General features: G+C 71.7%; 30 protein-coding genes. 25 read left to right on the top strand and 5 right to left on the bottom strand.

All coding sequences use genetic code 11. From position 1 onward, the window contains the following. The first annotated feature begins 421 nt into the window (after positions 1–421). Together mycP and ACR68M_RS26445 are read left to right on the top strand one after the other, a co-directional pair. The gene (mycP, locus tag ACR68M_RS26440; RefSeq protein WP_441246620.1) at positions 422–1,609 is read left to right on the top strand and encodes a type VII secretion-associated serine protease mycosin; all 1,188 of its coding nucleotides are present in this window, start codon (positions 422–424) and stop codon (positions 1,607–1,609) included. Then, positions 1,606–2,118 (top strand): hypothetical protein, encoded by a 513-nt coding sequence (locus ACR68M_RS26445; protein WP_441246621.1) that lies wholly within the window; start codon positions 1,606–1,608, stop codon positions 2,116–2,118. The genes mycP and ACR68M_RS26445 overlap by 4 nt, the downstream gene beginning before the upstream one ends. Before the next feature lie 27 nt (positions 2,119–2,145). Here ACR68M_RS26445 and ybaK read toward each other — a convergent pair whose 3' ends face one another. The 3 genes from ybaK to ACR68M_RS26460 form a co-directional block, all read right to left on the bottom strand. Then, a complete protein-coding gene (ybaK, locus tag ACR68M_RS26450) occupies positions 2,146–2,637 on the bottom strand; it encodes a Cys-tRNA(Pro) deacylase (protein WP_441246622.1) in 492 nt (163 codons plus the stop codon). A 65-nt stretch (positions 2,638–2,702) separates the two neighbouring features. Next, the gene (locus tag ACR68M_RS26455; protein ID WP_441246623.1) at positions 2,703–3,431 is read right to left on the bottom strand and encodes an LON peptidase substrate-binding domain-containing protein; all 729 of its coding nucleotides are present in this window, start codon (positions 3,429–3,431) and stop codon (positions 2,703–2,705) included. A gap of 51 nt (positions 3,432–3,482) precedes the next feature. Then, on the bottom strand, positions 3,483–5,057 hold the full coding sequence (locus ACR68M_RS26460; protein WP_441246624.1) for an oxidoreductase: 1,575 nt from the start codon (positions 5,055–5,057) through the stop codon (positions 3,483–3,485). A 152-nt stretch (positions 5,058–5,209) separates the two neighbouring features. On the opposite strand from ACR68M_RS26460, the gene hisD reads away from it, so the two are divergent. From hisD to hisF, 8 genes are read left to right on the top strand one after another with little or no spacing between them, the layout of a single operon-like run. Beyond that, the gene (hisD, locus tag ACR68M_RS26465; RefSeq protein WP_441246625.1) at positions 5,210–6,547 is read left to right on the top strand and encodes a histidinol dehydrogenase; all 1,338 of its coding nucleotides are present in this window, start codon (positions 5,210–5,212) and stop codon (positions 6,545–6,547) included. Continuing rightward, positions 6,544–7,695 carry a histidinol-phosphate transaminase gene (locus tag ACR68M_RS26470; RefSeq protein WP_441246626.1) on the top strand — a complete coding sequence of 384 codons (1,152 nt, stop codon included), beginning with the start codon at positions 6,544–6,546 and terminating at the stop codon, positions 7,693–7,695. Before hisD ends, ACR68M_RS26470 begins: the two co-directional genes overlap by 4 nt. Positions 7,696–7,701: 6 nt before the next feature. Next, the gene (gene hisB / locus ACR68M_RS26475; RefSeq protein ID WP_441246627.1) at positions 7,702–8,295 is read left to right on the top strand and encodes an imidazoleglycerol-phosphate dehydratase HisB; all 594 of its coding nucleotides are present in this window, start codon (positions 7,702–7,704) and stop codon (positions 8,293–8,295) included. Beyond that, the gene (locus ACR68M_RS26480) at positions 8,292–8,444 is read left to right on the top strand and encodes a hypothetical protein (RefSeq protein ID WP_441246628.1); all 153 of its coding nucleotides are present in this window, start codon (positions 8,292–8,294) and stop codon (positions 8,442–8,444) included. Before hisB ends, ACR68M_RS26480 begins: the two co-directional genes overlap by 4 nt. Before the next feature lie 42 nt (positions 8,445–8,486). Next, positions 8,487–9,122, top strand: a complete 636-nt coding sequence (hisH, locus tag ACR68M_RS26485; protein WP_441246629.1) for an imidazole glycerol phosphate synthase subunit HisH — start codon at positions 8,487–8,489, stop codon at positions 9,120–9,122. Between the two features lie 19 nt (positions 9,123–9,141). After that, a complete protein-coding gene (gene priA, locus ACR68M_RS26490) occupies positions 9,142–9,864 on the top strand; it encodes a bifunctional 1-(5-phosphoribosyl)-5-((5-phosphoribosylamino)methylideneamino)imidazole-4-carboxamide isomerase/phosphoribosylanthranilate isomerase PriA (RefSeq protein WP_441246630.1) in 723 nt (240 codons plus the stop codon). Beyond that, a complete protein-coding gene (locus ACR68M_RS26495) occupies positions 9,861–10,310 on the top strand; it encodes a RidA family protein (protein ID WP_441246631.1) in 450 nt (149 codons plus the stop codon). The genes priA and ACR68M_RS26495 overlap by 4 nt, the downstream gene beginning before the upstream one ends. Further along, positions 10,307–11,077: an imidazole glycerol phosphate synthase subunit HisF gene (gene hisF, locus ACR68M_RS26500; RefSeq protein ID WP_441246632.1), complete on the top strand. Its 771-nt coding sequence runs from the start codon at positions 10,307–10,309 to the stop codon at positions 11,075–11,077. Before ACR68M_RS26495 ends, hisF begins: the two co-directional genes overlap by 4 nt. Positions 11,078–11,097: 20 nt before the next feature. On the opposite strand, the gene ACR68M_RS26505 is transcribed toward hisF, so the two are convergent. Continuing rightward, positions 11,098–11,733, bottom strand: a complete 636-nt coding sequence (locus tag ACR68M_RS26505; RefSeq protein WP_441246633.1) for a TIGR03085 family metal-binding protein — start codon at positions 11,731–11,733, stop codon at positions 11,098–11,100. Positions 11,734–11,761: 28 nt separating this feature from the next. Further along, positions 11,762–12,304 carry a hypothetical protein gene (locus tag ACR68M_RS26510; protein WP_441246634.1) on the bottom strand — a complete coding sequence of 181 codons (543 nt, stop codon included), beginning with the start codon at positions 12,302–12,304 and terminating at the stop codon, positions 11,762–11,764. A gap of 135 nt (positions 12,305–12,439) precedes the next feature. On the opposite strand from ACR68M_RS26510, the gene ACR68M_RS26515 reads away from it, so the two are divergent. From ACR68M_RS26515 to ACR68M_RS26585, 15 genes are all read left to right on the top strand, one after another. Next, positions 12,440–12,922 carry a hypothetical protein gene (locus tag ACR68M_RS26515; RefSeq protein WP_441246635.1) on the top strand — a complete coding sequence of 161 codons (483 nt, stop codon included), beginning with the start codon at positions 12,440–12,442 and terminating at the stop codon, positions 12,920–12,922. A gap of 35 nt (positions 12,923–12,957) precedes the next feature. Next, complete coding sequence (gene hisI / locus ACR68M_RS26520) at positions 12,958–13,338, top strand: phosphoribosyl-AMP cyclohydrolase (protein ID WP_441246636.1); 381 nt, start codon at positions 12,958–12,960, stop codon at positions 13,336–13,338. Positions 13,339–13,394: 56 nt separating this feature from the next. Beyond that, positions 13,395–14,897, top strand: coding sequence for an anthranilate synthase component I (locus ACR68M_RS26525; RefSeq protein WP_441246637.1), 1,503 nt, complete (start codon positions 13,395–13,397; stop codon positions 14,895–14,897). A 69-nt stretch (positions 14,898–14,966) separates the two neighbouring features. Continuing rightward, complete coding sequence (locus ACR68M_RS26530; RefSeq protein ID WP_441246638.1) at positions 14,967–15,569, top strand: TIGR02234 family membrane protein; 603 nt, start codon at positions 14,967–14,969, stop codon at positions 15,567–15,569. Between the two features lie 114 nt (positions 15,570–15,683). After that, positions 15,684–15,932 carry an HGxxPAAW family protein gene (locus ACR68M_RS26535; protein ID WP_441246639.1) on the top strand — a complete coding sequence of 83 codons (249 nt, stop codon included), beginning with the start codon at positions 15,684–15,686 and terminating at the stop codon, positions 15,930–15,932. Positions 15,933–16,118: 186 nt separating this feature from the next. Further along, positions 16,119–16,562, top strand: coding sequence for a DUF2752 domain-containing protein (locus ACR68M_RS26540; RefSeq protein WP_441246640.1), 444 nt, complete (start codon positions 16,119–16,121; stop codon positions 16,560–16,562). A gap of 213 nt (positions 16,563–16,775) precedes the next feature. Beyond that, entirely contained in the window at positions 16,776–17,588 is an 813-nt protein-coding gene (gene trpC, locus ACR68M_RS26545) for an indole-3-glycerol phosphate synthase TrpC (RefSeq protein ID WP_441246641.1), read from the top strand. A gap of 9 nt (positions 17,589–17,597) precedes the next feature. Next, entirely contained in the window at positions 17,598–17,747 is a 150-nt protein-coding gene (trpM, locus tag ACR68M_RS26550) for a tryptophan biosynthesis modulator TrpM (protein ID WP_441246642.1), read from the top strand. Between the two features lie 56 nt (positions 17,748–17,803). Then, a complete protein-coding gene (trpB, locus tag ACR68M_RS26555; RefSeq protein ID WP_441246643.1) occupies positions 17,804–19,054 on the top strand; it encodes a tryptophan synthase subunit beta in 1,251 nt (416 codons plus the stop codon). 2 nt (positions 19,055–19,056) lie between these two features. Continuing rightward, positions 19,057–19,866 (top strand): tryptophan synthase subunit alpha, encoded by an 810-nt coding sequence (gene trpA / locus ACR68M_RS26560; RefSeq protein WP_441246644.1) that lies wholly within the window; start codon positions 19,057–19,059, stop codon positions 19,864–19,866. Between the two features lie 228 nt (positions 19,867–20,094). Beyond that, the gene (locus tag ACR68M_RS26565; protein ID WP_441246645.1) at positions 20,095–20,352 is read left to right on the top strand and encodes a hypothetical protein; all 258 of its coding nucleotides are present in this window, start codon (positions 20,095–20,097) and stop codon (positions 20,350–20,352) included. A gap of 162 nt (positions 20,353–20,514) precedes the next feature. Continuing rightward, positions 20,515–21,024: a MauE/DoxX family redox-associated membrane protein gene (locus tag ACR68M_RS26570; protein ID WP_441246646.1), complete on the top strand. Its 510-nt coding sequence runs from the start codon at positions 20,515–20,517 to the stop codon at positions 21,022–21,024. Positions 21,025–21,083: 59 nt separating this feature from the next. Further along, entirely contained in the window at positions 21,084–21,941 is an 858-nt protein-coding gene (locus ACR68M_RS26575; protein ID WP_441246647.1) for a DsbA family protein, read from the top strand. A gap of 72 nt (positions 21,942–22,013) precedes the next feature. Beyond that, positions 22,014–22,952, top strand: a complete 939-nt coding sequence (gene lgt, locus ACR68M_RS26580) for a prolipoprotein diacylglyceryl transferase (RefSeq protein ID WP_441246648.1) — start codon at positions 22,014–22,016, stop codon at positions 22,950–22,952. A gap of 217 nt (positions 22,953–23,169) precedes the next feature. Then, positions 23,170–23,901 carry a VIT1/CCC1 transporter family protein gene (locus ACR68M_RS26585; protein WP_441251722.1) on the top strand — a complete coding sequence of 244 codons (732 nt, stop codon included), beginning with the start codon at positions 23,170–23,172 and terminating at the stop codon, positions 23,899–23,901. The last annotated feature ends 4 nt before the right edge of the window (positions 23,902–23,905 follow it).

Below are 23,905 nucleotides of genomic sequence, written 5' to 3' on the forward strand. Positions count from 1 at the left end.
GACGGCCTTCCTGGCACGAACAGCAGGCGAGAAGAACCACGAGCGGCCCACGGCCGACCCCCAATGCAGCACGAACGGCCCGCCTAGGTCTGGACGGACAGGCCGAAGATCTACCGCCTGGACTCGTTCGACGTCCACCGATAGGCCGGGGGCAGATGCCCGGCTTTCTGCCTTCCAGGGAGCGTTCATCCACAAATGACCATGCGGATTTTTTGCAATTGCGTGGGGAAGCTGTGGCTGAACTGATCCCTTGCACGCCATTGACTGAACCCAGTCTCGGGGGTTCGCCGCAGCAGTGGATACCATCGCCGTCGCGCCGCAAATGACGGTTCGACAGCGGACTGGTGGTTCGTTCCGGCAGAGATCCATCTACTTGAGGAGTCTGGTGTTCAGAAGGCACGGGAGGACAGCCCGGTGGGCGGTGGTAGCGCTGGCCGCCGCTGCCCTGTGGACTGGTGCGGCTCCTTCCTACGGCAGTGCGAACAGCGGCGAATGGCCGCTCGACCAGCAGCACTTCCGAGCAGATGACATCTGGGCGATCTCTCGCGGTGCCGGCGTCACCGTTGCTGTGGTCGACAGCGGGGTGGCTGCCTCGCACCCCGACCTCGCAGGTCGGGTCCTGCCGGGGACCAGCCTGCTGGGCGACGGTGCCGACGGACGCGCCGACACCTCAGGCGACTCGCACGGTACGGCCATTGCCGGGATCATCGCCGGCTCCGGCGCAGCCGGGGCGGCTGCCGGAATGACGGGCCTGGCACCCGAGGCCAGGATTCTTCCGGTGCGAGTCGCCGAAGATGCCAAGGTCGCCCCCTCCGCTGTCGCACAAGGCATCACCTGGGCTGTCGATCACGGTGCCCAGGTGGTCAATGTCTCCATCGGGGCAGCTCAGCCGGATCCGATGCTTCGTCAGGCCGTCGCCTATGCGATACGGAAGGACGTCATCGTAGTCGCTTCGGCGGGCAACCAGGGAGAGCAGGGGAATCCGCCGCAGTATCCGGCAGCATTCCCGGGAGTGATCTCGGTCTCCGGGATTGACCGGAACGGGAAATTCTGGGGTCCGAGTGAATCGGGCGCTGGTGTCACCCTGGCTGCACCGGCCTCGGAGATCTATTCCACCAACGACCAGGACGCATACGTCAACGCGGACGGCACCAGCTATGCGGCTGCCTACGTCTCGGCGGCCGCTGCCCTCGTACGCGCGCACTTTCCCCAACTCAGCGCGGGGCAGGTGATACGGCGACTCACCGAGACCGCCTCGAACCACCACCAGCAGCGGGATGCTCACCTGGGGTACGGCATTGTCAACCCGCTTGCCGCGCTCAGCAGTCCCGTTGCGCCTGGCACGGACCGGGCCAATCCGCTCCTTCGCCCGGAGCGGGCCGCAACTGACGGGGGGTCGGCCGGATGGCTCCGGTGGACCATCGGCGGCGTGAGCGGAGCAGCGGTCGTCTGCGTCTTGCTCCTTCTCGCCGGGCGGAGCCGCCGTAGGAGCAGCGGCCGGGTGACCCAGCCAACGGGCGGGGGCGCAGCACGGCCTCAGCGACAGCGAACCTCCGCTCCAGCCCCCAAGTCTCGCCAGAAGCCGTCGAAAGGACGTAGCCGCTCATGAAGCTGATCAGTCGCCGAGTCCGGTGGGGTGTCTCGGCCGTCGTTCTCGCCGGTGCGGCAGCCGCAGCGGCAGTGCTGCTGTGGCCCCAGAGCGAGAAGGTGCCGCCTCTTGTCGCCGCAGCGAACTACTCGGGAAGGCCCACTGCCTGCCTGGCTGCGGACAGCACCTCCCAGCCGATGCCGGCCAGCGTCTCCGCGGTCTGGGGTGCGATGCAGAAGGTATCGTCCGGACGGCCGATCAACGTTCAGCAGCTGGTCGTGGCGGCCGCTACACACGACCAGGCGATGTCCTACCTCGAAGGTCTGGTGGCGCAACACTGCACGCTGATCATCTCCGTCAGCCCCTCCTTCACCTCCGCCCTGCCGGAAATCGCCAAGGCCAGCCCGAACACTCGGCTCGTGGCAGTGGTCGATGCCGGCCACCCCGCTCCCAAGGGGGTCAACGCCGTCACCGGCAGTGCTGACGATCAAGCAACGGAGATCGGTCGGCAGGTCGGCGCGCTGGCCTGACCGACGGCATCGGCCCGGTGGGCGGTCTCACCGCCCGATCGGTGCTGTCCGCGCCTTGGTGAGCGCCACCAGGTCGCCCGGCGTGAGCTCGACCTCCAGGCCCCGGCGTCCGGCCGAGACGTAGACCGTCGAGTGCGCAAGGGCGCTCGTGTCCACGACGGTCGGCAGGGGTCGGCGCTGGCCGAGGGGGGAGATGCCGCCGAGGACGTACCCGCTGCTGCGTTCCGCTGCCGCCGGGTCGGCCATGACGGCCCGCTTGCCGCCGACGGCTGCCGCCAGGGCCTTCAGGTCCAGTTGCCCGGAGACCGGCACCACCCCGACCGTGAGCCGCCCGTCCACCTCGGCGACCAGTGTCTTGAAGACCCGCCCGGCCCCGACGCCGAGCGCCTCCGCCGCTTCGCCCCCGTACGACGCGGCCGCCGGGTCGTGCTCGTACGCGTGCACGGTGAACGGCACCCCGGCCGCCTCCAGTGCGACCGTCGCGGGGGTGCCCTGGCCGCCGCCGCTCTTCTTCGCCATGCGCGGTACTCCTCGGTTCAGTCAGCTCGCCGGCGGAGGTGAGCGCCGTGAGCAAGGTACCCCCGTCAGTTCGGGCTGAAGGCCTGGCGGGTCAGGTCGAAGGCCGGGATGGAGGGGAGCCAGGCGAGGAGGGCGGTCTCGCGGCGCAGCAGCTCCAGCTCGGTGGTGAGGCGTTGGGCGGTGTCGGGGCAGGCGAGGAGTTGTTGTTTGACGGGGGTGGGGAGGAGGGCGGCGGCGGCGACGAGGTAGGAGAGGACCTGGGGTTCGACGGGGAGGTCCTGTTCGCCGGCCAGGCTGGCTTCGCGGGCTCCGGCGAGGCGCTTCTGGTAGAGGCGGAAGGCGCGTTCGACGCCGGCGGCGAGGGCTCCGGCGCCTTCGCCCTGCTGTTCCTCGATGGGTTCGGTGTCGCCGACGAGGTAGGGGCCGCTGGTGTCGACGGTGCTGAGCCAGAAGCGGGTGGTGCCGGTGACGACGATCTTGTACTGGCCGTCGGGGAGTTCCTGGACGTCGGTGACGTCGGCGACGCAGCCGATGTGGTGGAGGGCTTCCAGCGGGTCGCCGGTGACGGTGCCGAGGCCGTCGAGCGGCCCGGCGGGGCCGAGGTGCTCGCGGACGGGGGCGACCTCGCGGCCGTCCTTGATCGCGAGCACGCCGAAGCGCCGTGGCTGGTCCTCGGGCAGGGCGAGGAGATCGGCGACCAGCCGCCGGTACCGGTCCTCGAAGACGTGCAGGGGCAGCACGAGCCCCGGGTAGAGGACCATGTTGAGCGGGAAGAGCGGAAGCCGTTCAGTCACGGCGCACAGCGTAGTTGTCCGACCGCCAAACGGGTAAAGAGAAAAAGGGCCTCAGCCGCGCTGGAGCATCCGGGTCGCCCCCGCGACCACGGTGGTGGCCAGCACCCACCCCGAGATGACCAGCCCGGTGGCGACCCACTGGCCGGTGTCGGTGGGGTTCCAGCCGTCCTGGCCGAGGTTGATGACCGGGATGACCTTGCCGAGGGAGTAGAGCATCGGGTCCCAGGTCGGTACCTCGTCGGCCTTGAGCGGCGGCGGCTGGTGGCCGCTGAAGTACGCGGCGCCCAGCGCCCACGCGGCGACCAGCCAGAGCGCGGCCCGCCCCGGGCGGTAGCCGTACCCGACGGCGGCGTCCTGGACGCGGCCCCAGAGGCGGCCGGGCAGCGGCAGGGTCGCGCGGCGGCGGCGCTGCTTGGCGTAGAGCACCTCGCGGGCGTCCTCGTCCCGCCCGGCCCGGCGCAGGGTGCCGGCCAGCTGCTCGTACGGCTCGGGCTGGTAGTCGGCGAGGCTGTCGAGCCAGGCGATCCGCTGCTCGATGCTGAACGGCACCTCGGAGCGGAGCGACTCGTAGCTGAAGCCGGTCAGCTCGGTGCGGCCGCCGCCGGGCCAGCTGGCGGGGGAGTCGACCAGGTTGCCGACCTGGGCGCGGGAGACGGAGATCCGGCCCTGCGGTGGGGCGGGGCAGGTGAGGCGCAGCTCCGGGGTGCGGATGCGGCGCAGCGAGAGCTCCTGGTCGGGCCCGAGGTGGAACTCGGCGTTGTTGATGACGCAGGCGGCGTCGAAGCGGGCGTCGACCATCCGGACGCCGCCGTGGGCGCGCATCGGGGTGGTGGGGGTGCCGGGCGGCAGGTACGCGCCGTAGCCGTAGCCGTAGATGGTGCGCGAGTTCGTCCAGCCGCCGTCGACCGAGCCGCCGAGGTACATGGTGTTGCCGACGGTGATCCGGGCCAGGTTGAGGCAGTTGCGGTCGGGCCCGGGGGCGTGCAGCTGGGAGCCGCGCAGGGAGAGCCGGCCGCCGACCCGGCCGGAGCGCAGGATGACCTCGCCGTGGCTGTGGATGCGCTCGGCCTCGAAGTCCTGGTGGATGGTGATGCCGTCGCCCGCGAGGGCCCGGCCGAAGCGGTCGCCGCCGAGCACGGCCTGGTTGATCAGCAGGTCGGTGCCGATCCGGGCGTCGGTGAGCCGGATGCCCTGCGGGACGACGCAGCGGGCCAGGTGCAGATCGCCCTCGGTGCTGAGCCGGGAGGCCTCGAGCCGGGGTATCAGGCAGTTGATCAGCCGGATCGTCCCGGCCCGCGCCTCGGAGATCAGGATCTTGCGCTCGAAGCGGCAGTCCTGGAGCTCGACGTAGTGGGGGATGACACCGCCGGCCAGATTGAGGTGCCCGGAGACGTACGCACCGCTGAGCCGTAGCGAGCTGACCCGCCCGGGGGCCGCCTCCGGGCTGCCGAGCAGCAGCAGGGCCAGCACCTTGGCGCGGACGGTCCGCTCGGCCGGCCAGTCGCCGGAGCCGGTCACGTCGTCCTTGGCGTCGTCGCGGGTGCGCAGGTCGAAGACCTCGCCGTGGCAGAAGGCGCGCCAGAGCGCCTGCTCGGTCGGTGTGAGGTCGTGCGGCGCCTCGGTCATGCCTGGTGTCCCCCGTGATCCCTGTGATGCCGTGATCCCTGTGGTGCTGTGATCCCCGTGCTGCGCCGGTCGTCCCCCCGGCTGTCTCGCCTTTCGTATCACGGACTGAAATGCGGGGCCTCGCGTTCCGGCCACTCCTTACACTGGGCGGTGTGATCTCTCGAATCGATCTGCGCGGCTCCTCCTCGGACGACCTGCGCACCGTGCTGCCCCGTGCCGAGTTCGACGTGGAAGCCGCCCTGGAGAAGGTGCGGCCGATCTGCGAGGACGTGCGCCATCGTGGTGTCGCGGCGCTGATCGAGCTCACCGAGCGCTTCGACGGCGTGACGCTGACCACCACCCGCGTCCCCGAGGAGGCGATCACTGCCGCGCTGGAGACGCTGGACCCGAAGGTGCGGGCCGCGCTGGAGGAGTCGATCCGCCGCGCCCGGCTGGTCCACCGCGAGCAGCGCCGCACCGACCACACCACCCAGGTGGTGCCGGGCGGCACGGTCACCGAGCGCTGGGTGCCGGTCGACCGGGTCGGGCTGTACGTGCCGGGCGGGCTGGCCGTCTACCCGTCCTCGGTCGTGATGAACGTCGTCCCGGCGCAGGAGGCCGGGGTCGAGGGCATCGCCGTCACCTCTCCGCCGCAGAAGGACTGCGGCGGCTCGGTGCACCCGACGATCCTGGCGGCCTGCGCGCTGCTCGGCGTCACCGAGGTGTACGCGGCGGGCGGCGCCCAGGCGATCGCGATGTTCGCGTACGGCACCGAGGAGTGTGCGCCGGTCAATCTCGTCACCGGGCCGGGCAACATCTACGTCGCCGCCGCCAAGCGGCTGCTCAAGGGCCGGATCGGCATCGACGCCGAGGCCGGGCCGACGGAGATCGCCGTGCTCGCGGACGACACCGCCGTGCCGCGCGAGGTCGCCGCCGACCTGATCAGCCAGGCCGAGCACGACCCGATGGCCGCCTCGGTGCTCGTCACCGACTCGCTCGCGCTGGCCGAGGCCGTCGAGCTGGAGCTGAAGGAGCAGGTCTCCCGGACGAAGCACCGCGAGCGCGTCACCACCGCGCTGGCCGGGCGGCAGTCCGGCATCGTGCTGGTCGACGACCTGGAGCAGGGCCTCGCGGTCGTCAACGCGTACGCCGCCGAGCACCTGGAGATCCAGACCAGGGACGCCCGCGCCGTCGCCGCCCGGGTCCGCAACGCGGGCGCGATCTTCGTCGGCGCCTTCGCGCCGGTCTCGCTCGGCGACTACGCCGCCGGCTCCAACCACGTGCTGCCGACGGGGGGTTGCGCCTGCCACTCGTCCGGGCTGTCGGTGCAGTCCTTCCTGCGCGGCATCCACGTCGTGGACTACTCCCGCGAGGCCCTGGCCGACGTCGCCGCGCACGTCGTCAACCTCGCGAACGCCGAGGACCTGCCCGGTCACGGCGACGCGATCCGTGCACGTTTTGCCGAAGGCGAACTCGAACAGCACAGCGAGTGGACGGTGCCTGGCCAGTGACGAAGATCGACGACCTCCCCATCCGTGACGAGCTGCGCGGCCAGTCCCCGTACGGTGCACCGCAGTTGGACGTGCCCGTCCAGCTCAACACCAACGAGAACCCGTACCCGCTGCCCGAGCCGCTGGTCGCCCGGATCGCCGAGCGGGTCGCCGAGGCGGCCCGCAACCTCAACCGCTACCCGGACCGGGACGCGGTGGAGTTGCGCGAGGGCCTGGCCGCGTACCTGACCCGGACGACGGGCTACGCTCGCACCCGCGAGCAGGTCTGGGCGGCGAACGGCTCCAACGAGGTGCTCCAGCAGCTGCTGCAGACCTTCGGCGGGCCCGGCCGCACGGCCCTCGGCTTCGAGCCCTCGTACTCGATGCACGCGCTCATCTCCCGTGGTACCGGCACGAATTGGATCTCGGGGCCGCGTAACGAGGACTTCACCGTCGACCTCGATGCCGCGCTCGCCGCGCTGGTCGAGCACCGCCCGGACGTGGTCTTCGTCTGCTCGCCGAACAACCCGACCGGCACCGCCGTCGCGGCCGACACCGTGCTCGCGCTCTACGACGCCGCCCAGGCCGTCAAGCCGACGCTGGTGATCGTCGACGAGGCGTACGTCGAGTTCTCGCACCACGGCTCGCTGCTGCCGATGCTGGAGGGCCGCCCGAACCTGGTGGTCAGCCGCACCATGTCCAAGGCCTTCGGCGCCGCCGGGCTGCGGCTCGGCTACCTCGCGGCGGACGCGGCCGTGGTCGACGCCGTCCAGCTCGTCCGGCTGCCGTACCACCTCTCCGCCGTCACCCAGGCGACCGCGCTGGCCTGCCTGGAGCACACCGACACCCTGCTCGGGTACGTCGAGAAGCTCAAGGCCGAGCGGGACAGGCTGGTGCTCGCGCTGCGCGGGCTCGGGCTCGAAGTCACCGACTCCGACGCCAACTTCATCCAGTTCGGCCGCTTCGCCGACACCCACGCCGTCTGGCAGGCCATCCTCGACCAGGGCGTCCTGGTACGCGACAACGGCGTACCCGGGTGGCTGCGCGTCACCGCCGGCACCCCCGCCGAGAACGACGCCTTCCTCGAAGCCGTCGCCACCGCCCTCCCGTCGCCCACCACCACCCTTACCGGAGCGCGCTCCGCGCGCACTGCTTCCGAGGAGCTGTAGAACCGAATGTCCCGCATCGGACGCGTTGAGCGCACCACCAAGGAGACCTCGGTCCTCGTCGAGATCGACCTCGACGGCACCGGCAAGACCGACATCTCCACGGGCGTCGGGTTCTACGACCACATGCTCGACCAGCTCGGCCGCCACGGCCTCTTCGACCTCACCGTGAAGACCGACGGCGACCTGCACATCGACAGCCACCACACCATCGAGGACACCGCCCTCGCGCTCGGCGCCGCCTTCCGGCAGGCGCTCGGCGACAAGGTCGGCATCTACCGCTTCGGCAACTGCACCGTGCCGCTGGACGAATCCCTCGCCCAGGTCACCGTCGACCTCTCCGGCCGCCCGTACCTCGTGCACACCGAGCCCGAGGGCATGGCGCCGATGATCGGCAGCTACGACACGACCATGACCAGGCACATACTCGAGTCGTTCGTCGCGCAGGCCGCCGTCGCGCTGCACGTGCACGTCCCGTACGGTCGCAACGCGCACCACATCGTCGAGTGCCAGTTCAAGGCCCTCGCGCGTGCTCTGCGCTACGCCTCCGAGCGCGACCCGCGCGCGGCGGGCATCCTCCCCTCGACCAAGGGTGCGCTGTGAGCAAAGCCGCAACACTGCTGATCATCGCCGGGCTGTTCCTGGCCGGTGGCGTCTACTCGTTCTGGAAGCAGAAGCAGTCGAAGAGCCTGATCGCGGTCCTCGCGATCGGTGCCGCGTTCTGCCTGTCCGCCGGGATCATGCGCCTGTAGCCGTCCGTCGTACGCCTGATTAGGACTGGAAGAAAACCCCTCATGGCCAAGAACGTCGTCGTCCTCGACTACGGCTCCGGCAACCTCCGCTCCGCCCAGCGCGCCGTCGAGCGCACCGGTGCGAACGTCACCGTCACCTCCGACTTCCAGACCGCGCTGGACGCGGACGGGCTGCTCGTGCCCGGCGTGGGCGCCTTCGAGGCCTGCATGCGCGGGCTCAAGGCCGTCCGGGGCGATGTCATCATCGGCCGCCGCCTCGCCGGGGGCCGCCCGGTGCTCGGCATCTGCGTCGGCATGCAGATCCTCTTCGAGCGCGGTGTCGAGCACGGCGTCGAGACGCCCGGCTGCGACGAGTGGCCCGGCACGGTCGAGCCGCTGGACGCGCCGATCGTCCCGCACATGGGCTGGAACACCGTCGACCGCCCGGAGGGCAGCCGGCTCTTCGCCGGACTCGACGAGGACGCCCGCTTCTACTTCGTGCACTCCTACGGGGTGCGGAGCTGGGAGCTCCAGGTCACCAACGACAACATCGCCGCGCCGCTGGTCAGTTGGACGACCCACGGGCAGCCGTTCGTCGCGGCCGTCGAGAACGGCCCGCTCTGGGCCACCCAGTTCCACCCCGAGAAGTCCGGCGACGCCGGTGCCGCCCTGCTGACCAACTGGGTCAACACCCTCTGAGACCTGGAGAGTCCACTCCATGAGCCGCCTCGAACTGCTGCCCGCCGTCGACGTCCGCGACGGCCAGGCCGTCCGCCTGGTCAAGGGTGCCTCGGGCTCCGAGACCTCCTTCGGCGCACCCCTCGCGGCCGCCCTCGCCTGGCAGCACGCCGGCGCCGAGTGGCTGCACCTGGTCGACCTGGACGCCGCCTTCGGCACCGGCGACAACCGCGAGCTGATCCGCGAGGTGACCGGCGCCCTCGACATCAAGATCGAGCTCTCCGGCGGCATCCGCGACGACGCCTCGCTCGCCGCGGCCCTCGCCACCGGCTGCACCCGCGTCAACCTCGGCACCGCCGCCCTGGAGAACCCCGAGTGGGTCGCCAAGGTCATCGCCACCCACGGTGACAAGATCGCCGTCGGCCTGGACGTCGTCGGCACCACGCTGCGCGGCCGGGGCTGGACCAGCGAGGGCGGCGACCTCTACGAGGTGCTGGCCCGCCTCGACTCCGAGGGCTGCGCCCGGTACGTCGTCACCGACGTCGACCGCGACGGCACCCTCACCGGCCCCAACCTCCAGCTGCTGCGCAACGTCTGTGCCGCCACCGACCGCCCGGTCGTCGCCTCCGGCGGCGTCTCCTCCCTGGACGACCTGCGGGCCATCGCCACCCTGGTGCCCGAAGGTGTCGAGGGGGCGATTGTGGGCAAGGCCCTCTACGAGCAGAAGTTCTCCCTCGAAGAGGCCCTGGAGGCCGTGTCATGACAGATCGTCAGATCGTACGCGGCCGGGTCGCCGGATTCTCCCCCTGGGAGGACGAGTTCGGCTACTCCCGCGCGGCGGCCGCCGGGGACTACGTCCACGTGGCGGGCACCACGGCCTGGGTCGACGGCCGGGTCGAGCACGAGGGCGACCCGTACCACCAGACCCTCGCCGCCTTCGGCGTCGGCCTGGATGCCCTGGCCGCGTACGGTCTGACGGCGGACGACGTGATCCGCACCCGCATGTACATCACCCACGTCCGTGACGCGGAGGAGGTGGGCCGGGCCCACAGCGCCCTCTTCGGCGCCACCCGGCCCGTCGCGACCATGGTCGTGGTCGAGGGCCTGATCGACTCCCGGATGATGGTCGAGATCGAGCTCGACGCCTACCGCGCCGGGCTCGCGCACTCGCTGAACTCACCGGACGCTCTGGAAGGCAGACCCGCATGACCCTCGCAGTACGAGTCATCCCGTGCCTGGACGTCGACGCAGGCCGCGTGGTCAAGGGCGTCAACTTCCAGAACCTGCGCGACGCCGGTGACCCGGTCGAGCTCGCCAAGCTCTACGACGCCCAGGGCGCCGACGAGTTGACCTTCCTCGACATCACCGCCTCGTCCGGCGACCGCGAGACGACGTACGACGTGGTGCGCCGCACCGCCGAGCAGGTCTTCATCCCGCTCACCGTCGGCGGCGGCATCCGCGCCGTCGAGGACGTCGACAAGCTGCTGCGCGCCGGGGCCGACAAGGTCGGCGTCAACACCGCCGCGATCGCCCGGCCCGAGCTGATCGGCGAGATCGCCGCCCGCTTCGGCCGTCAGGTGCTGGTGCTCTCCGTCGACGCCCGCCGCTGCCCGCCCGGCACCGAGACCCCCTCCGGCTACGAGGTCACCACCCACGGCGGCCGTCGCGGCACCGGTCTCGACGCGGTCGAATGGGCCGTCCAGGCCGCTGAGTTGGGCGCCGGGGAGATCCTCCTCAACTCGATGGACGCCGACGGCACCAAGGACGGCTACGACCTGGAGATGATCCGCGCCGTCCGCAAGTCCGTCGCCGTCCCGGTCATCGCCTCCGGTGGCGCCGGCAAGCTCGCCGACTTCGCCCCGGCCGTCGACGCGGGCGCGGACGCCGTCCTCGCCGCCAGCGTCTTCCACTTCGGTGACCTGACGATCGGCCAGGTCAAGGACGCCCTCCGGGAGACGGGTCACCCCGTCCGCTAGGGGGGCCTTCCCAGCGGGCCCTACGGCAGCGGGAGCGCCTTCCGCAGGGCCGCCAGGGCCTCCGGGGTGCCCTCCGCCGTGAGCGTGGTCTGGGCTCCCCGGCCGAACGCGAAGAGCGTCAACTCGCCGGGCGTGCCGGTGAGTTCGACCGTCTGAGGGTGCTTGTCGGCGACCGTGACGCGGCGGCCGTCGGGGTGCTTGAGGAGCAGCCGGACCGGCGTCTTGCGGGCGGTCTCGAAGCGGGTGAGCATCGGCAGGCGGCGCCACAGGGCCTCGTCCAGCTCGGCGGAGAGCGGCTGCGGCTCCCAGACGACCGCCCGGCGGACATCCTCCGCGTGGACGAAGTACTCGACCGTGTTGGCGGCCTCGTCCGCCCCCGGCAGGGCGAAGAGTGAGAGCCGGGCCGGCCCGGAGCGGAACTGCCGGACGAGCTCGGTGAAGTCCCCTGCCGCGTAACGGCGTTGGACCGTCTCCGTCCAGCCGGCCAGCGGCTTCAGCTGGATGCCCGCCGCCGCGTCCGGCCGCCGCTCGCGCAGCACCAGGTGCGCGGCCAGGTCACGGGCCGTCCAACTGCCGCAGAGGGTGGGTGCGTCAGGTCCTCCGGCGGTCAGCAGATCGGCCAGCCGGTGGCGTTCGGTACGGGCGAAGTTCGACATGGCGCCCACCGTACGCCCGTCCCCTCCGTCAGCGCAGCGGGGCCTGGAGCTTGGCACCGCCCTGGTGGTTGGAGGCGGCCAGGCCGCAGGTCGCGTCCCGGTAGCCCTGCTTGTAGAAGGTCAGGTCGGGAGAGATCGGGTAGCCGTAGTACGTGCCGCCGCCCTGCCGCTGCTCGGTGGTCGCGGCCGGGGCCTTGCACAGCTCCCGCAGCGCCTTGCCGATCGCGAAGTCGCTGGTCAGCCCCTCGGGCAGCAGCGGGTTGGAGATCGACTCCGCGTCGTGGCCCTGGGCGCAGGGCCGCGCCTCGGGGCTGGTGATCACCGTGCTCAGCTGCGGGTGGTCGAAGCAGCTGCCCGCCGGGAACCACGGGTACGGCAGCACCTTCGAGGGGCTCGGCGCGGGTGAACTGGGGGACGGGCTGGGAGAGGGCGGCGGCGGGAGCAGCAGCTTCTTCTTCGGCTCCGGCCAGAGCAGCAGCGCGACCCCGACCACGAGTGCCACCGCCGTCACCGCTGCCAGCAGCCACCGCCCGCGCGAACGCCCGGCCTGCTGCTTTCCGTTCTGTTCCATCCGACCCCCTTGCCTCACCGGCCATTGTGGCGGTGGTGAGGTGGCGGCGGCAGGGGATTGACCGGACCGGGCCAGGGATTGCCCGGCCGCACGGTATAGCCTGGCGGCGGCACGGCCCGGATCACGAGGTATCTGATGCGAGTCGGAATCATCGGGCACGAGGGGCTCTCGGAGATCACCGAGATGCTCGTGCGCGGCGAAATGTGGCCCCTGGTCACGGAGTTCGGAAGTTACGAGCTGGTCGGCGTGAGCTGTCTGCGGGAGGGCCCGGAGAGCTGGTTCGCGCGGGCGGTGCTCGACCACGGCGGCAAGCTGGAGGTCATCGTCTCGGCCAGCGCGGGCCGCGCGGGAGCCTTCGCGCGCCAGGGCAGCGGCACCCGGCAACGCCTGCTCAACGAGGCCAACGCCGTGCACCGGCTCGCCCCGACGGAGGTCGGCGGCCTCGGCGACGACACCTGCCGCGCCCTGGTCGGCATGGTCGACGAACTGATCGCCGTCTGGGACGGCAGCCCAGGAGGCGAGGTCGCCCGGGTGGTCGAGGCGGCCCGCCGCGAGGGCCTCTACGTCCAGGTGGTCTGGCCGGACGGCTGCGCGAGCCCGGAACAGCCCCCCGGATGATCCGAACAGCGGGTGGGGGCTGCGACAATGGCCGCATGTCCACCACACCCGCCGCCCCCGGCAGCACCGCCCTCGACCCCGCCGTCGCCGCGCGCCTCAAGCGCACCGAGGACGGCCTGCTCCCGGCTGTCGCGCAGCAGTACGACACCGGCGAGGTGCTGATGCTCGGCTGGATGGACGACGAGGCGCTGCACCGCACCCTGACCACCGGCCGCTGCACCTACTGGAGCCGTAGCCGCAGCGAGTACTGGGTGAAGGGCGACACCTCCGGGCACGTCCAGCACGTCAAGTCCGTGGCCCTGGACTGCGACGGCGACACCCTGCTGGTGAAGGTGGACCAGACCGGGGCGGCCTGCCACACCGGCGCCCGCACCTGCTTCGACGAGGACGTGCTGCTCCCCGTCGCGGACCGCTGACCTCTGACTTCTGACACCTCTCTCCCGACCAGAACTCACGAACGGTGCCGAACCCCATGGATCTTGAGGCCTTCCGCAAGCTCGCCGTAGACACCCGGGTCATCCCGGTCACCCGCCGGCTCCTCGCGGACGGCCTCACCCCCATCGGCCTCTACCGCAGCCTGGCCGCCGAACGCCCCGGCACCTTCCTGCTGGAGTCGGCCGAGCAGGGCAGCTGGTCGCGGTACTCCTTCGTCGGAGTCCGCAGCGGCGCCACCCTCACCGTCGACCCCGAGGGCAACGCCCGCTGGCACGGCGCCCCGCCGGTCGGCATCCCCACCGGCGGCGACCCGCTGGAGGTGCTGCGGGCGACCCTCGCCGCCCTGCACACCCCGCGCCACACCGACGACGGCCTGCCGCCGCTCACCGGCGGCCTGGTCGGCTACCTCGGCTACGACATCGTCCGCCGCCTGGAGAAGCTGCCGAACCTCACGCCGGACGACCTGAAGCTGCCCGAGCTGACGATGCTGCTGGCCACCGACCTCGCCGTGCTCGACCACGCCGACGGCTCGGTCGTGCTGATCGCCAACGCGGTCAACCACAACGACCTGGTGAGCGGCGTCGACGAGGCGTACGCGGACGCCGTCACCCGCCTCGACGCGATGGAGGCGGACCTGCGCCGCCCGGTCGACCCGGGCCTCGCCACCTTCACGCCCACCGACGTCGACGCCCACTCGCCGTTCGGCGGCGCGCCGTACCGGGCCGTGGTCGAGGAGATCAAGGAGCGGATCCGTGCGGGCGAGGCCTTCCAGGTCGTCCCCTCGCAGCGCTTCGAGGCGCCGTGCCCTGCCAGCGCCCTCGACGTGTACCGGGTGCTGCGCACCACCAACCCCAGCCCGTACATGTACCTCTTCCGCTTCCCCGGCCCGGACGGCACCGAGCACGGCGGCTTCGACGTGGTCGGCTCCAGCCCCGAGGCGCTGGTGAAGGTCTCCGAGGGGCAGGCCATGGTGCACCCCATCGCGGGCACCCGGCACCGGGGCACCACCCCGCAGGAGGACGCCGACCTGGCCGCCGAGCTGCTCGCCGACCCGAAGGAGCGGGCCGAGCACCTGATGCTCGTCGACCTCGGCCGCAACGACCTCGGCCGGGTCTGCGAGCCGGGCTCGGTGGAGGTCGTCGACTTCATGTCGATCGAGCGCTACAGCCACGTCATGCACATCGTCTCCACGGTGACCGGCCGGGTCGCCGAGGGCCGGACGGCCTTCGACGTGCTCACCGCCTGCTTCCCCGCCGGGACGCTCTCGGGCGCCCCGAAGCCGCGGGCGATGCAGATCATCGAGGAGCTGGAGCCGACCCGCCGAGGCCTCTACGGCGGCTGCGTCGGCTACCTCGACTTCGCGGGGGACTCCGACACCGCGATCGCGATCCGCACGGCGGTCCTCCGCGACGGCACCGCCTACGTGCAGGCCGGCGCAGGCGTCGTGGCCGACTCCGATCCGCACAGCGAGGACACGGAGTGCCGCAACAAGGCCGCAGCGGTCCTCCGGGCGGTCGCGGCGGCCAACACGCTGCGCTGACGGTCGCCACCTGCGGCCCCTGGGGCCGGTCGGTTCCGTCAGCCTGCGTATGGTTCTGGGGTGACTGAGATGCCTTCTTCGCCCCGCAGTGACCAGTCCGGTGCCCGCCGCAGTCTGGGGCTGATGCTGCTGCTGACGGCGCTGGGCGCGCTGCTGGTGCTGACGGCGGTGGGGCGTACGTGGGCCGAGGGGCGGGTCGGCGGGCAGCTGGAGCTGAGCGTGTCGGGGAGCGCGGTGTCGGGGCTGCCGGGCGGGCTGGCGCTGGTCGCCCTCGCGGCGGCGGTCGCGGTGTTCGCGGTCCGTGGTGCGGGCCGCCTCGCGGTGGGGGCGCTGACCCTGCTGGCCGGGCTCGGGACGGCTGCGGCGGCCGCCGCCGGGGCGTTCGACACCGCTGCGCTGGACGCGGAGGCGGGCCGCAAGCTCGCGCTGGTCAGTGCGCAGGCGGAGCAGGTCAGCCGGACGGCCTGGCCCTGGGTGGCGGTGCTGGGCGGGCTGCTGTTCGCGCTGGCCGGTCTGCTGACGGTTCTGTCGGGCCGGGGCTGGCCGGCGATGGGCGCCAGGTACGACGCGCCGACCCGGAAGGCCACGGCGCGGCAGCGGGCCGTGGCGGACCGGGGCACCCCCGCCGAGCTGTGGCAGGCCCTCGACCGTGGCGAAGATCCCACCGGTTGAGGTCCGACCCCGCTTGGGGTCCTCGACCCGAGGCGGGCACAATGGGATACGTCAACCCGCCGAGCGCCTCCCGCAGGCTCGGCCGGTCCCCGTAGAACCAAGGAGCATCGTCAAATGGCGGCAGCATCGCACGGTCACAACCCCGCCGCGTGGACGGGCGTGACCATCACGTTCATCGGTTTCTGTGTGGGCGGCGTCGCCATGATCCTCCCCATGGTCTGGCTCTTCTGGGTGGGCATGGCCGTCATCCTGCTCGGCGGTGTCGTCGGCAAGGCGATGTCGATGGCCGGCATGGGCAAGCAGCCCGCCACCCACCATCACGCCGTCGTCTCCGTGGAGAAGCAGACCGCCGTCTCGGTGTGACCCGCGCACAGGGTCTGTAGGCAGTCCGCAGCAGGGGCGCGAGGAACCGCGCGCGCAACCGCCCGAGTTGTACCGGGCCGGTTGCGCCGTTCCTCGCGCCCCTGCTGCTTTCTCCGTGTGCGTACGCGCCACGCCGCCGTCCGTGGCGGCGGTGTGACGGCTGCGCCGCCGGGCAGAATCGGCAGGGTGAACGTTCCCGCGCCGGCCGCACCGGCTCCCGTGTCCACCCTGCGACGGATCGGCCGTCCGCTGGCCGCGCTGGTGGCGGTCGGTGTCCCGACGCTGTACGTCGCGGCGGTGGACCCGAACGCGCCCGGCCACTACCCGACCTGCCCGGTGCTCCAGGCGACCGGTTGGTGGTGCCCGGGGTGCGGGGGGCTCCGGGCGGTGCACGCGCTGACGCACGGGCAGCTCGGCGCGGCGGGGCACGACAACGTGCTGGTGCTGCTGCTGGCGGGGGTGACGGCGATGTTCTGGGTGCGCTGGTTCTGGGCCGCGCTGACCAACGGGGAGCTCCCCAGGCCGCGGTTCGGGGCCCGCCAGGCCGCGTTGCTGGTGCTCGTCCTGGCCCTCTTCATGATCTTCCGGAACCTCCCGGCGGGCGCCGGACTGGCGCCACCGGTGGTGTGAGCGCACCGAGCCGGGCCGCGCGCCGGGCGCATCCGTACGCCCCCAAGGGGTCCGCTCCGCGAGACGCGCGCCTACCGGATGCGCTGTGCGCCCCCCGCGCCCGATACCATCGAAGTGCCGACGGGGGCGTGGGTGCATGGCATCCTCACGGATCCTGTGCGAACCGCACCCTTTGGCTGGCCGAATGCCTAGCAGAATGATGGGGGCGCCCGCGTGAGTGTGCTCGACGAGATCATCGACGGGGTCCGTGCGGACCTCGCCGAGCGGCAGGCCCGGATCTCCCTGGACGAGCTCAAGGAGCTGGCGGCCAAGGCACCCGATGCCAAGGACGGTGTGGCCGCGCTGCGCGGCGACAGTGTCCGGGTGATCTGCGAGGTCAAGCGCTCCAGCCCCTCGAAGGGTGCGCTGGCAGCGATCGCAGACCCGGCAGCCCTGGCGCTGGACTACGCGGCCGGTGGTGCCGCCGCGATCAGCGTGCTGACCGAGCAGCGCCGCTTCGGCGGTTCGCTCGCCGACTTCGACGCCGTCCGGGCGGCAGTGGACACCCCGCTGCTGCGCAAGGACTTCATCGTCACCGCCTACCAGCTCTGGGAGGCCCGTGCCCACGGCGCCGACCTGGCGCTGCTGATCGTCGCCGCGCTGGACCAGCCGGCCCTCGTCTCGCTGATCGAGCGGGCCGAGTCGATCGGGCTGACCCCGCTGGTCGAGGTGCACGACGAGGAGGAGATCGCCCGCGCGGTGGACGCGGGGGCGCGGATCATCGGCGTCAACGCCCGTAACCTCAAGACCCTCGAGGTGGACCGCAACACCTTCGGCAACGTCGTGGACGCCATCCCGGCCCACGTCGTGAAGGTCGCCGAATCCGGTGTGCGCGGCCCGCACGACCTGATCGCGTACGCCAACCTCGGCGCCGACGCGGTGCTGGTCGGCGAGTCGCTGGTGACCGGCAAGGACCCGAAGGCGGCCGTGGCCGACCTGGTGGCCGCCGGTGCCCACCCGGCGCTGCGCAACAACGGGCGGGGCTGACCCACCGCCATGTCACTGACCACCCGACTCGCTCCAGGCTGCCGCCCGCGCGGCTGCCGTGCACCCGCACGCCGGGTGCTGGGGCGGCGGGTGCGTTACGTGATCGGGTGCGAGCCCGGTCAGGTGCAGGGGAGTCGATGGCGCAGGACTCACGGCTGAGAGAGCCGTTCCGAGTAACCTGAGCCATTTTTGACGACACCCCGAGGACTACTGCCATGTCCGAGAACGATTACCAGCCCGGCACCCAAGTCCCCGACGCCCGGGGCTACTTCGGCGCGTACGGCGGCCGCTTCATCCCGGAGGCGCTGGTCGCCGCCGTCGAGCAGGTCGCCGAGGAGTACGAGAAGGCCAAGGCCGACCCGGCGTTCGCCGCCGAGCTGGACGCCCTGCTCAAGGACTACACCGGGCGCCCGAGCCCGCTGACCGACGTGCACCGGTTCTCCGCCCAGGCGGGCGGCGCGCGCGTGCTGCTCAAGCGCGAGGACCTCAACCACACCGGCTCGCACAAGATCAACAACGTGCTGGGCCAGGCCCTGCTGACCCGCCGGATGGGCAAGACCCGGATCATCGCCGAGACCGGCGCCGGGCAGCACGGCGTGGCCACCGCCACCGCCTGCGCGCTCTTCGGCTTCGACTGCACCATCTACATGGGTGAGGTCGACACCGAGCGCCAGGCGCTCAACGTCGCCCGGATGCGGATGCTCGGCGCCGAGGTCATCGCCGTGAAGTCCGGCAGCCGCACCCTCAAGGACGCCATCAACGAGGCGTTCCGCGACTGGGTCGCCAACGTCGACTCCACCCACTACCTGTTCGGCACGGTCGCCGGCCCGCACCCCTTCCCGATGATGGTCCGCGACTTCCACCGCGTGATCGGCATCGAGGCCCGCGAGCAGGTCCTCGAGCGCACCGGCAAGCTGCCGGACGCGGTCGTCGCCTGCGTCGGCGGCGGCTCCAACGCGATGGGCATCTTCCACGAGTTCATCCCGGACGCGGGCGTGCGCCTGATCGGCTGCGAGGCGGCCGGCGAGGGCGCGGAGACCCCGAAGCACGCGGCCACCCTCACCAAGGGCGACCCGGGCGTGCTGCACGGCTCCCGGACGTACGTGCTCCAGGACGAGGACGGCCAGACCATCGAGTCGCACTCGATCTCCGCCGGTCTGGACTACCCCGGGGTCGGCCCCGAGCACGCCTGGCTGAAGGACACCGGCCGGGCGGAGTACCGCCCGGTCACCGATGACCAGGCGATGCAGGCGCTGCGCCTGCTCTCGCGCACCGAGGGCATCATCCCGGCGATCGAGAGCGCCCACGCGCTGGCCGGGGCCCTGGAGCTGGGCCGCGAGCTGGGCCCGGAGGCGGTCATCCTGGTCTCGCTCTCCGGCCGTGGCGACAAGGACATGCACACCGCCGCCGAGTACTTCAACCTGTACGACGCCGACAACAACACCGACACCGACGGAGGGAAGTGACCATGGCTTCCAAGCTCAGCGAGATCCTCGCCGCCGCGAAGGCGGAGGGCCGGGCGGCCCTGGTCGGTTACCTCCCGGCCGGCTTCCCGTCGGTGGACGGCGGCATCGCGGCCGCCAAGGCGCTGATCGAGGGCGGCTGCGACGTCGTCGAGATCGGCCTGCCGCACTCCGACCCGGTGCTGGACGGCCCGACCATCCAGACCGCCGACGACATCGCGCTGCGCGGCGGCGTCCGGATCAAGGACGTGCTGCGCACCGTGCAGGAGGTGGCCGAGGCACACCCGGCCGCCGCCGTGCTGGTGATGACGTACTGGAACCCGGTCGACCGCTACGGCGTCGCCCGCTTCGCCGCCGACCTGGCGGCCGCCGGGGGCGTCGGCTGCATCCTGCCGGACCTGCCGGTGGAGGAGTCCGAGGAGTGGCGCAAGGCGGCGGGCGAGCACGGCCTCGACACCGTCTTCGTGGTCGCCCCGAGCAGCCAGGACAAGCGCCTCGCCGAGGTCACGGCAGCGGGTAGCGGCTTCGTCTACGCGGCCGCCGTGATGGGCGTGACGGGCACCCGCGCGGCCGTCGGCACGATGGCCGAGGACCTGGTCGCCCGCACCCGCGCCACCACCGACCTGCCGGTCTGCGTCGGCCTCGGGGTCTCCTCCGCCGCCCAGGCCGCCCAGGTGGCGGGCTTCGCCGACGGCGTGATCGTCGGCTCGGCGTTCGTCCAGCGCATCCTGGACGCGGCGGGCGACGAAGCCGCCGGGCTCGCCGCGGTCCGCTCGCTCGCCGCCGAGCTCGCGGAAGGCGTCCGCCGGAAGTAGCCCACGCAACCGTTGAGCCTCCAGGGGCGTGCGGCCCGATCCGGGTCGCGCGCCCCTGTTGTGTTTCTGTCAGCCCGTCATGCCTGCTGCACCCGTTCGGGTGAAGAGTTGGGGCCTGACGCATCGGTGGGGGTTGACCGGCGTTGAGTGGAGGGACGAGTTGAGGTGGGCCACTGCCTCGGCATGGTTCGTGTGCTGTTCCAACCATCCCTACCGAAGGAGCCGCCGGTGCCCGGCCTCCAACGATCCGTCGTCCTGCGTGCGGCGGCCGCCGCCCTGGCGCTCAGTGCGGCGCTCGGCGCGGAGGCGACGGTGGGGCACGCTCTGGCCAGGCGGGGTGTGGAGCGCGCGGAGCGGGACGCGCACGTGTGCAGCGAGGCGTCCCGGATGGCTTCGGCGGTGCGGGCGGACCGGTCGCAGGTGGACGGGCGGCCCGCGCTGATCACGCTCCGCACGGCCGGCCGGTGTGCGGCCGCCAGGCACTGAGCGAGCGGGACAGACCGGACAAGGCAGCAGATCCTTCACTCATTCGGCTTAACACGCGAATGTGGAGGAACCATCACTCATCCCCTACGGTTCATCAGAAGCGTGAGCTGACTCGTGCTGCGACCTGAGTGAACTGCCTGAGTGAACTGTGGGGGTGTCCCGATGACCGGTGGTCAGACTGCCGTGCCGCGCTCGTCGCTGCGTCGTGCGGTGGACGGGCCGGCGGGGGAGTGGTTCGGGCTGGCCGTCCGGCTCGCCCTCGCCGTCGTCTGGGCCTGGGCCGGGCTGGCGAAGGTCTCCGACCCGGCCGAGGCCGCCCAGGCCGTCCGGGCGTACGAGATCCTGCCCGAGGCCCTGGTCAAACCCATCGGGTACGGGCTGCCCTTCCTGGAGCTCGCGCTCGCGCTGCTGCTGCTCGTCGGCCTCGGGACGCGGATCGTCGCCGTCATCTCCGGCCTGCTGCTGCTCGCCTTTATCGGTGGCATCAGCTCGGCCTGGGCACGCGGCATCTCGATCGACTGCGGCTGCTTCGGCGGCGGCGGCACGGTCGACGCCTCGCAGACCGAGTACCTCCAGGAGATCCTGCGCGACACCGGCTTCCTGCTGCTCGCGGCCTGGCTGGTCTACCGGCCCCGGACGAAGCTCTCGGCCGATGCCTGGCTGGCGGCCTGACCAGGCCCCGAGCGGCTGCCCCGACCTCTCCCCGCCCCCCACCTTGGACGTACCGAGCAATGAGTGAGAAGAACCGAGAAGGCAAGCGCACCGCCCGCGAGCGGATGCTGGAGGACCGGGCGGCCGAGGAGGCGCGCGGCAGGCGGAACAAGAAGCTGGCGATCTTCGGCATCGTGGGCGTGGTGATCGTGGCCGGCGTCACGGCCGGCATCCTGGTGCAGAACCAGCGCTCCAAGCCGGACACGCCCGTCGCCGCCCCGGCCGGGGCGATCGGCCCGAAGAACCTCGTCATCCCCGACGGCCCGGCGAACGCGCCCTCCACCCTGGTCGTGTACGAGGACCCGCGCTGCCCGGCCTGCGGTGCCTTCGAGCGCCAGTTCGCCCCCACCATCGACCAGTTGCAGGACCAGGGCAAGCTCTACGGCAACTACCACGTGGTCTCGTTCATCGACCGCTCGCTCGGCGGCAAGGGCTCCAAGGTGGGCGCCAACGCGCTCGCCTGCGCGCAGGACGCGGGCAAGTTCCGCGACTACCACGACGTGCTCTACAAGAACCAGCCCGACGAGACCTCGGACGCCTTCAGCAACAAGGCGACGCTGATCGGGCTGGCGAAGCAGGTGCCCGGTCTCGACTCGCCGACCTTCGAGTCCTGCGTCAACGACAGCAAGTACAGCGGCTGGGTCTCGGCCGTGCAGCAGGACTTCGACAAGTCCAGCTACAAGTCGACGCCGACGATCCTGCTGAACGGCACCCCGATCTACCCGAAGAAGGGTGACGAGGAGATCAGCCCGGAGAACCTCGTGAAGTGGGTCAACGAGGCGAACCAGGGCAAGCCGCTCGGCACCACGGGCGCCGGCTCGGCCAGTCCGGCGCCCACCAGCACCGCCGAGGAGAGCAACAAGCCGCCGTCCCCGTAAGCCCGGCGACCGGAGACCTTGCGTGGTGCGGCTTCCGGAGTCCGGACCACGCAGGGTAGCGTCGACCCCGTCATGGATATCGCTTACATTCCGAGCCCGTCGCGAGGCGTCCTTCACCTGGGGCCGATCCCGCTGCGCGCGTACGCCTTCTGCATCATCATCGGTGTCGTCGTGGCCGTCTGGCTCGGCAGCAAGCGCTGGGTCGCCCGTGGCGGCGCCAAGCACACCGTCGGTGACATCGCCGTCTGGGCCGTTCCGTTCGGCCTGGTCGGCGGCCGCCTCTACCACGTGATCACCGACCACCAGCTGTACTTCGGCGACGGCCGTAACCCCTGGAACGCCTTCAAGATCTGGGAGGGCGGCCTCGGCATCTGGGGCGCGATCGCGCTCGGCGCGGTCGGTGCCTGGATCGGCGCCCGCCGCCGGGGTGTGCCGCTGCCCGCGTACGCCGACGCCATCGCCCCCGGGATCGCCCTCGCCCAGGCCTGCGGCCGGTGGGGCAACTGGTTCAACCAGGAGCTGTACGGCAGGGCCACCACGCTGCCCTGGGGCCTGAAGATCCACAAGGTCGAGCCGGACGGCACCGTGGTGGACGGCGTCTTCCAGCCGACCTTCCTCTACGAGTCGCTCTGGTGCGTCGGCGTCGCGCTGCTGGTGATCTGGGCCGACCGCCGGTTCACCCTCGGCCACGGCCGGGTCTTCGCGCTGTATGTCGCGGCCTACACGGTGGGCCGGGCCTGGATCGAGTACCTGCGGATCGACGAGGCGCACCACCTGTTCGGTCTGCGGATCAACGACTGGGTGGCGATCTTCGTCTTCGTCGGCGCAGTCGCGTACCTGGTGATCGTCGGGAAGAAGCGCCCGGGGCGGGAGGCGCCGGACTCGATCGACCCGGCCGTGCACGTCGGTGAACTGATTCAGTCCGATGAGGAGAAAATCGGGAGTTCTGCCGCCGGGGCCGCCGAGGCGACTCCGAAGAATACCGACCAGGATTCGACCAACCCCTCCTGACCTGCGGATACTCCGCCCCCCGGCCGCCTTCCCGAGTGTCAAGGGAGGCGGCCGGAGGAATGTTCGGACAGCCTTACTTTGCTGGAATGTGTCACCTCATCGGGCTATTTTCAACAGTGTGAGAGCCCTGCGGGCAGCCCGGCTCACGGCCTTTCGCCGTGCCCGGCTGCGGTCAGGGGGACGTCCGGACGGAGGCCGAAAGACCGTGAGCACCACCATCGCCGAGCCCGCTGCCGACGAGCAGCCCAAGCCCCGCATACCCGCGGAGGGTCACCACCGCGACGTGAACGGCGGCTGGCTGCGGCCCGCCGTGTTCGGTGCGATGGACGGGCTGGTCTCCAACTTCGCGCTGATGACGGGCGTGGTCGGCGGCAACGTCGGCAACAGCGCCGTGATCCTGACCGGCCTCGCGGGCCTGGCCGCCGGTGCGTTCTCGATGGCGGCCGGCGAGTACACCTCCGTCGCCTCGCAGCGCGAGCTGGTCGAGGCCGAGATCGAGGCCGAGCGGCTGGAGCTGCGGCGCAACCCGCACGGCGAGCTGGCCGAGCTGGCCGAGCTGTACGTCTCGCGCGGTGTCGAACCGGAGCTGGCCCACGAGGTCGCCCGCCAGCTCTCCTCCGACCCCGAGCAGACGCTGGCGATCCACGCCCGCGAGGAGCTCGGCATCGACCCGCACGACCTCCCCTCCCCGCTGGTCGCCGCGGGCTCCTCCTTCCTCTGCTTCGCGCTCGGCGCCCTGCTGCCGCTGCTTCCGTACCTGCTGGGTGCGACCTCGCTGCTGCCCGCGCTGGCGCTGTCGCTGGTCGGCCTCTTCCTCTGCGGCGCGGTCGTCGCCCGGGTGACGGCCCGTGCCTGGTGGTTCAGCGGGCTGCGGCAGCTGGTGCTCGGTGGCGCGGCGGCCGGTGTGACGTACCTGCTCGGCCTGCTGATCGGCGGGCACGTCGGCTGATGCG

Source organism: Kitasatospora sp. McL0602, assembly GCF_052076145.1.
Taxonomy (GTDB): Bacteria; Actinomycetota; Actinomycetes; order Streptomycetales; family Streptomycetaceae; genus Kitasatospora.

Bases quoted from the DNA above. Each gene is read 5' to 3' on its own strand.
- ACR68M_RS26575 (WP_441246647.1), top strand. From the start codon at position 21,084: ATGAGTGAGAAGAACCGAGAAGGCAAGCGCACCGCCCGCGAGCGGATG.
- ybaK (WP_441246622.1), bottom strand. From the start codon at position 2,637: ATGGCGAAGAAGAGCGGCGGCGGCCAGGGCACCCCCGCGACGGTCGCA.
- ACR68M_RS26495 (WP_441246631.1), top strand. From the start codon at position 9,861: ATGACAGATCGTCAGATCGTACGCGGCCGGGTCGCCGGATTCTCCCCC.
- hisF (WP_441246632.1), top strand. From the start codon at position 10,307: ATGACCCTCGCAGTACGAGTCATCCCGTGCCTGGACGTCGACGCAGGC.
- ACR68M_RS26570 (WP_441246646.1), top strand. From the start codon at position 20,515: ATGACCGGTGGTCAGACTGCCGTGCCGCGCTCGTCGCTGCGTCGTGCG.
- ACR68M_RS26460 (WP_441246624.1), bottom strand. From the start codon at position 5,057: ATGACCGAGGCGCCGCACGACCTCACACCGACCGAGCAGGCGCTCTGG.
- ACR68M_RS26530 (WP_441246638.1), top strand. From the start codon at position 14,967: ATGCCTTCTTCGCCCCGCAGTGACCAGTCCGGTGCCCGCCGCAGTCTG.
- ACR68M_RS26510 (WP_441246634.1), bottom strand. From the start codon at position 12,304: ATGGAACAGAACGGAAAGCAGCAGGCCGGGCGTTCGCGCGGGCGGTGG.
- hisB (WP_441246627.1), top strand. From the start codon at position 7,702: ATGTCCCGCATCGGACGCGTTGAGCGCACCACCAAGGAGACCTCGGTC.
- ACR68M_RS26445 (WP_441246621.1), top strand. From the start codon at position 1,606: ATGAAGCTGATCAGTCGCCGAGTCCGGTGGGGTGTCTCGGCCGTCGTT.
- ACR68M_RS26505 (WP_441246633.1), bottom strand. From the start codon at position 11,733: ATGTCGAACTTCGCCCGTACCGAACGCCACCGGCTGGCCGATCTGCTG.
- trpA (WP_441246644.1), top strand. From the start codon at position 19,057: ATGGCTTCCAAGCTCAGCGAGATCCTCGCCGCCGCGAAGGCGGAGGGC.
- ACR68M_RS26525 (WP_441246637.1), top strand. From the start codon at position 13,395: ATGGATCTTGAGGCCTTCCGCAAGCTCGCCGTAGACACCCGGGTCATC.
- hisI (WP_441246636.1), top strand. From the start codon at position 12,958: ATGTCCACCACACCCGCCGCCCCCGGCAGCACCGCCCTCGACCCCGCC.
- ACR68M_RS26535 (WP_441246639.1), top strand. From the start codon at position 15,684: ATGGCGGCAGCATCGCACGGTCACAACCCCGCCGCGTGGACGGGCGTG.
- lgt (WP_441246648.1), top strand. From the start codon at position 22,014: ATGGATATCGCTTACATTCCGAGCCCGTCGCGAGGCGTCCTTCACCTG.
- priA (WP_441246630.1), top strand. From the start codon at position 9,142: ATGAGCCGCCTCGAACTGCTGCCCGCCGTCGACGTCCGCGACGGCCAG.
- trpM (WP_441246642.1), top strand. From the start codon at position 17,598: ATGTCACTGACCACCCGACTCGCTCCAGGCTGCCGCCCGCGCGGCTGC.
- trpB (WP_441246643.1), top strand. From the start codon at position 17,804: ATGTCCGAGAACGATTACCAGCCCGGCACCCAAGTCCCCGACGCCCGG.
- hisH (WP_441246629.1), top strand. From the start codon at position 8,487: ATGGCCAAGAACGTCGTCGTCCTCGACTACGGCTCCGGCAACCTCCGC.
- ACR68M_RS26515 (WP_441246635.1), top strand. From the start codon at position 12,440: ATGCGAGTCGGAATCATCGGGCACGAGGGGCTCTCGGAGATCACCGAG.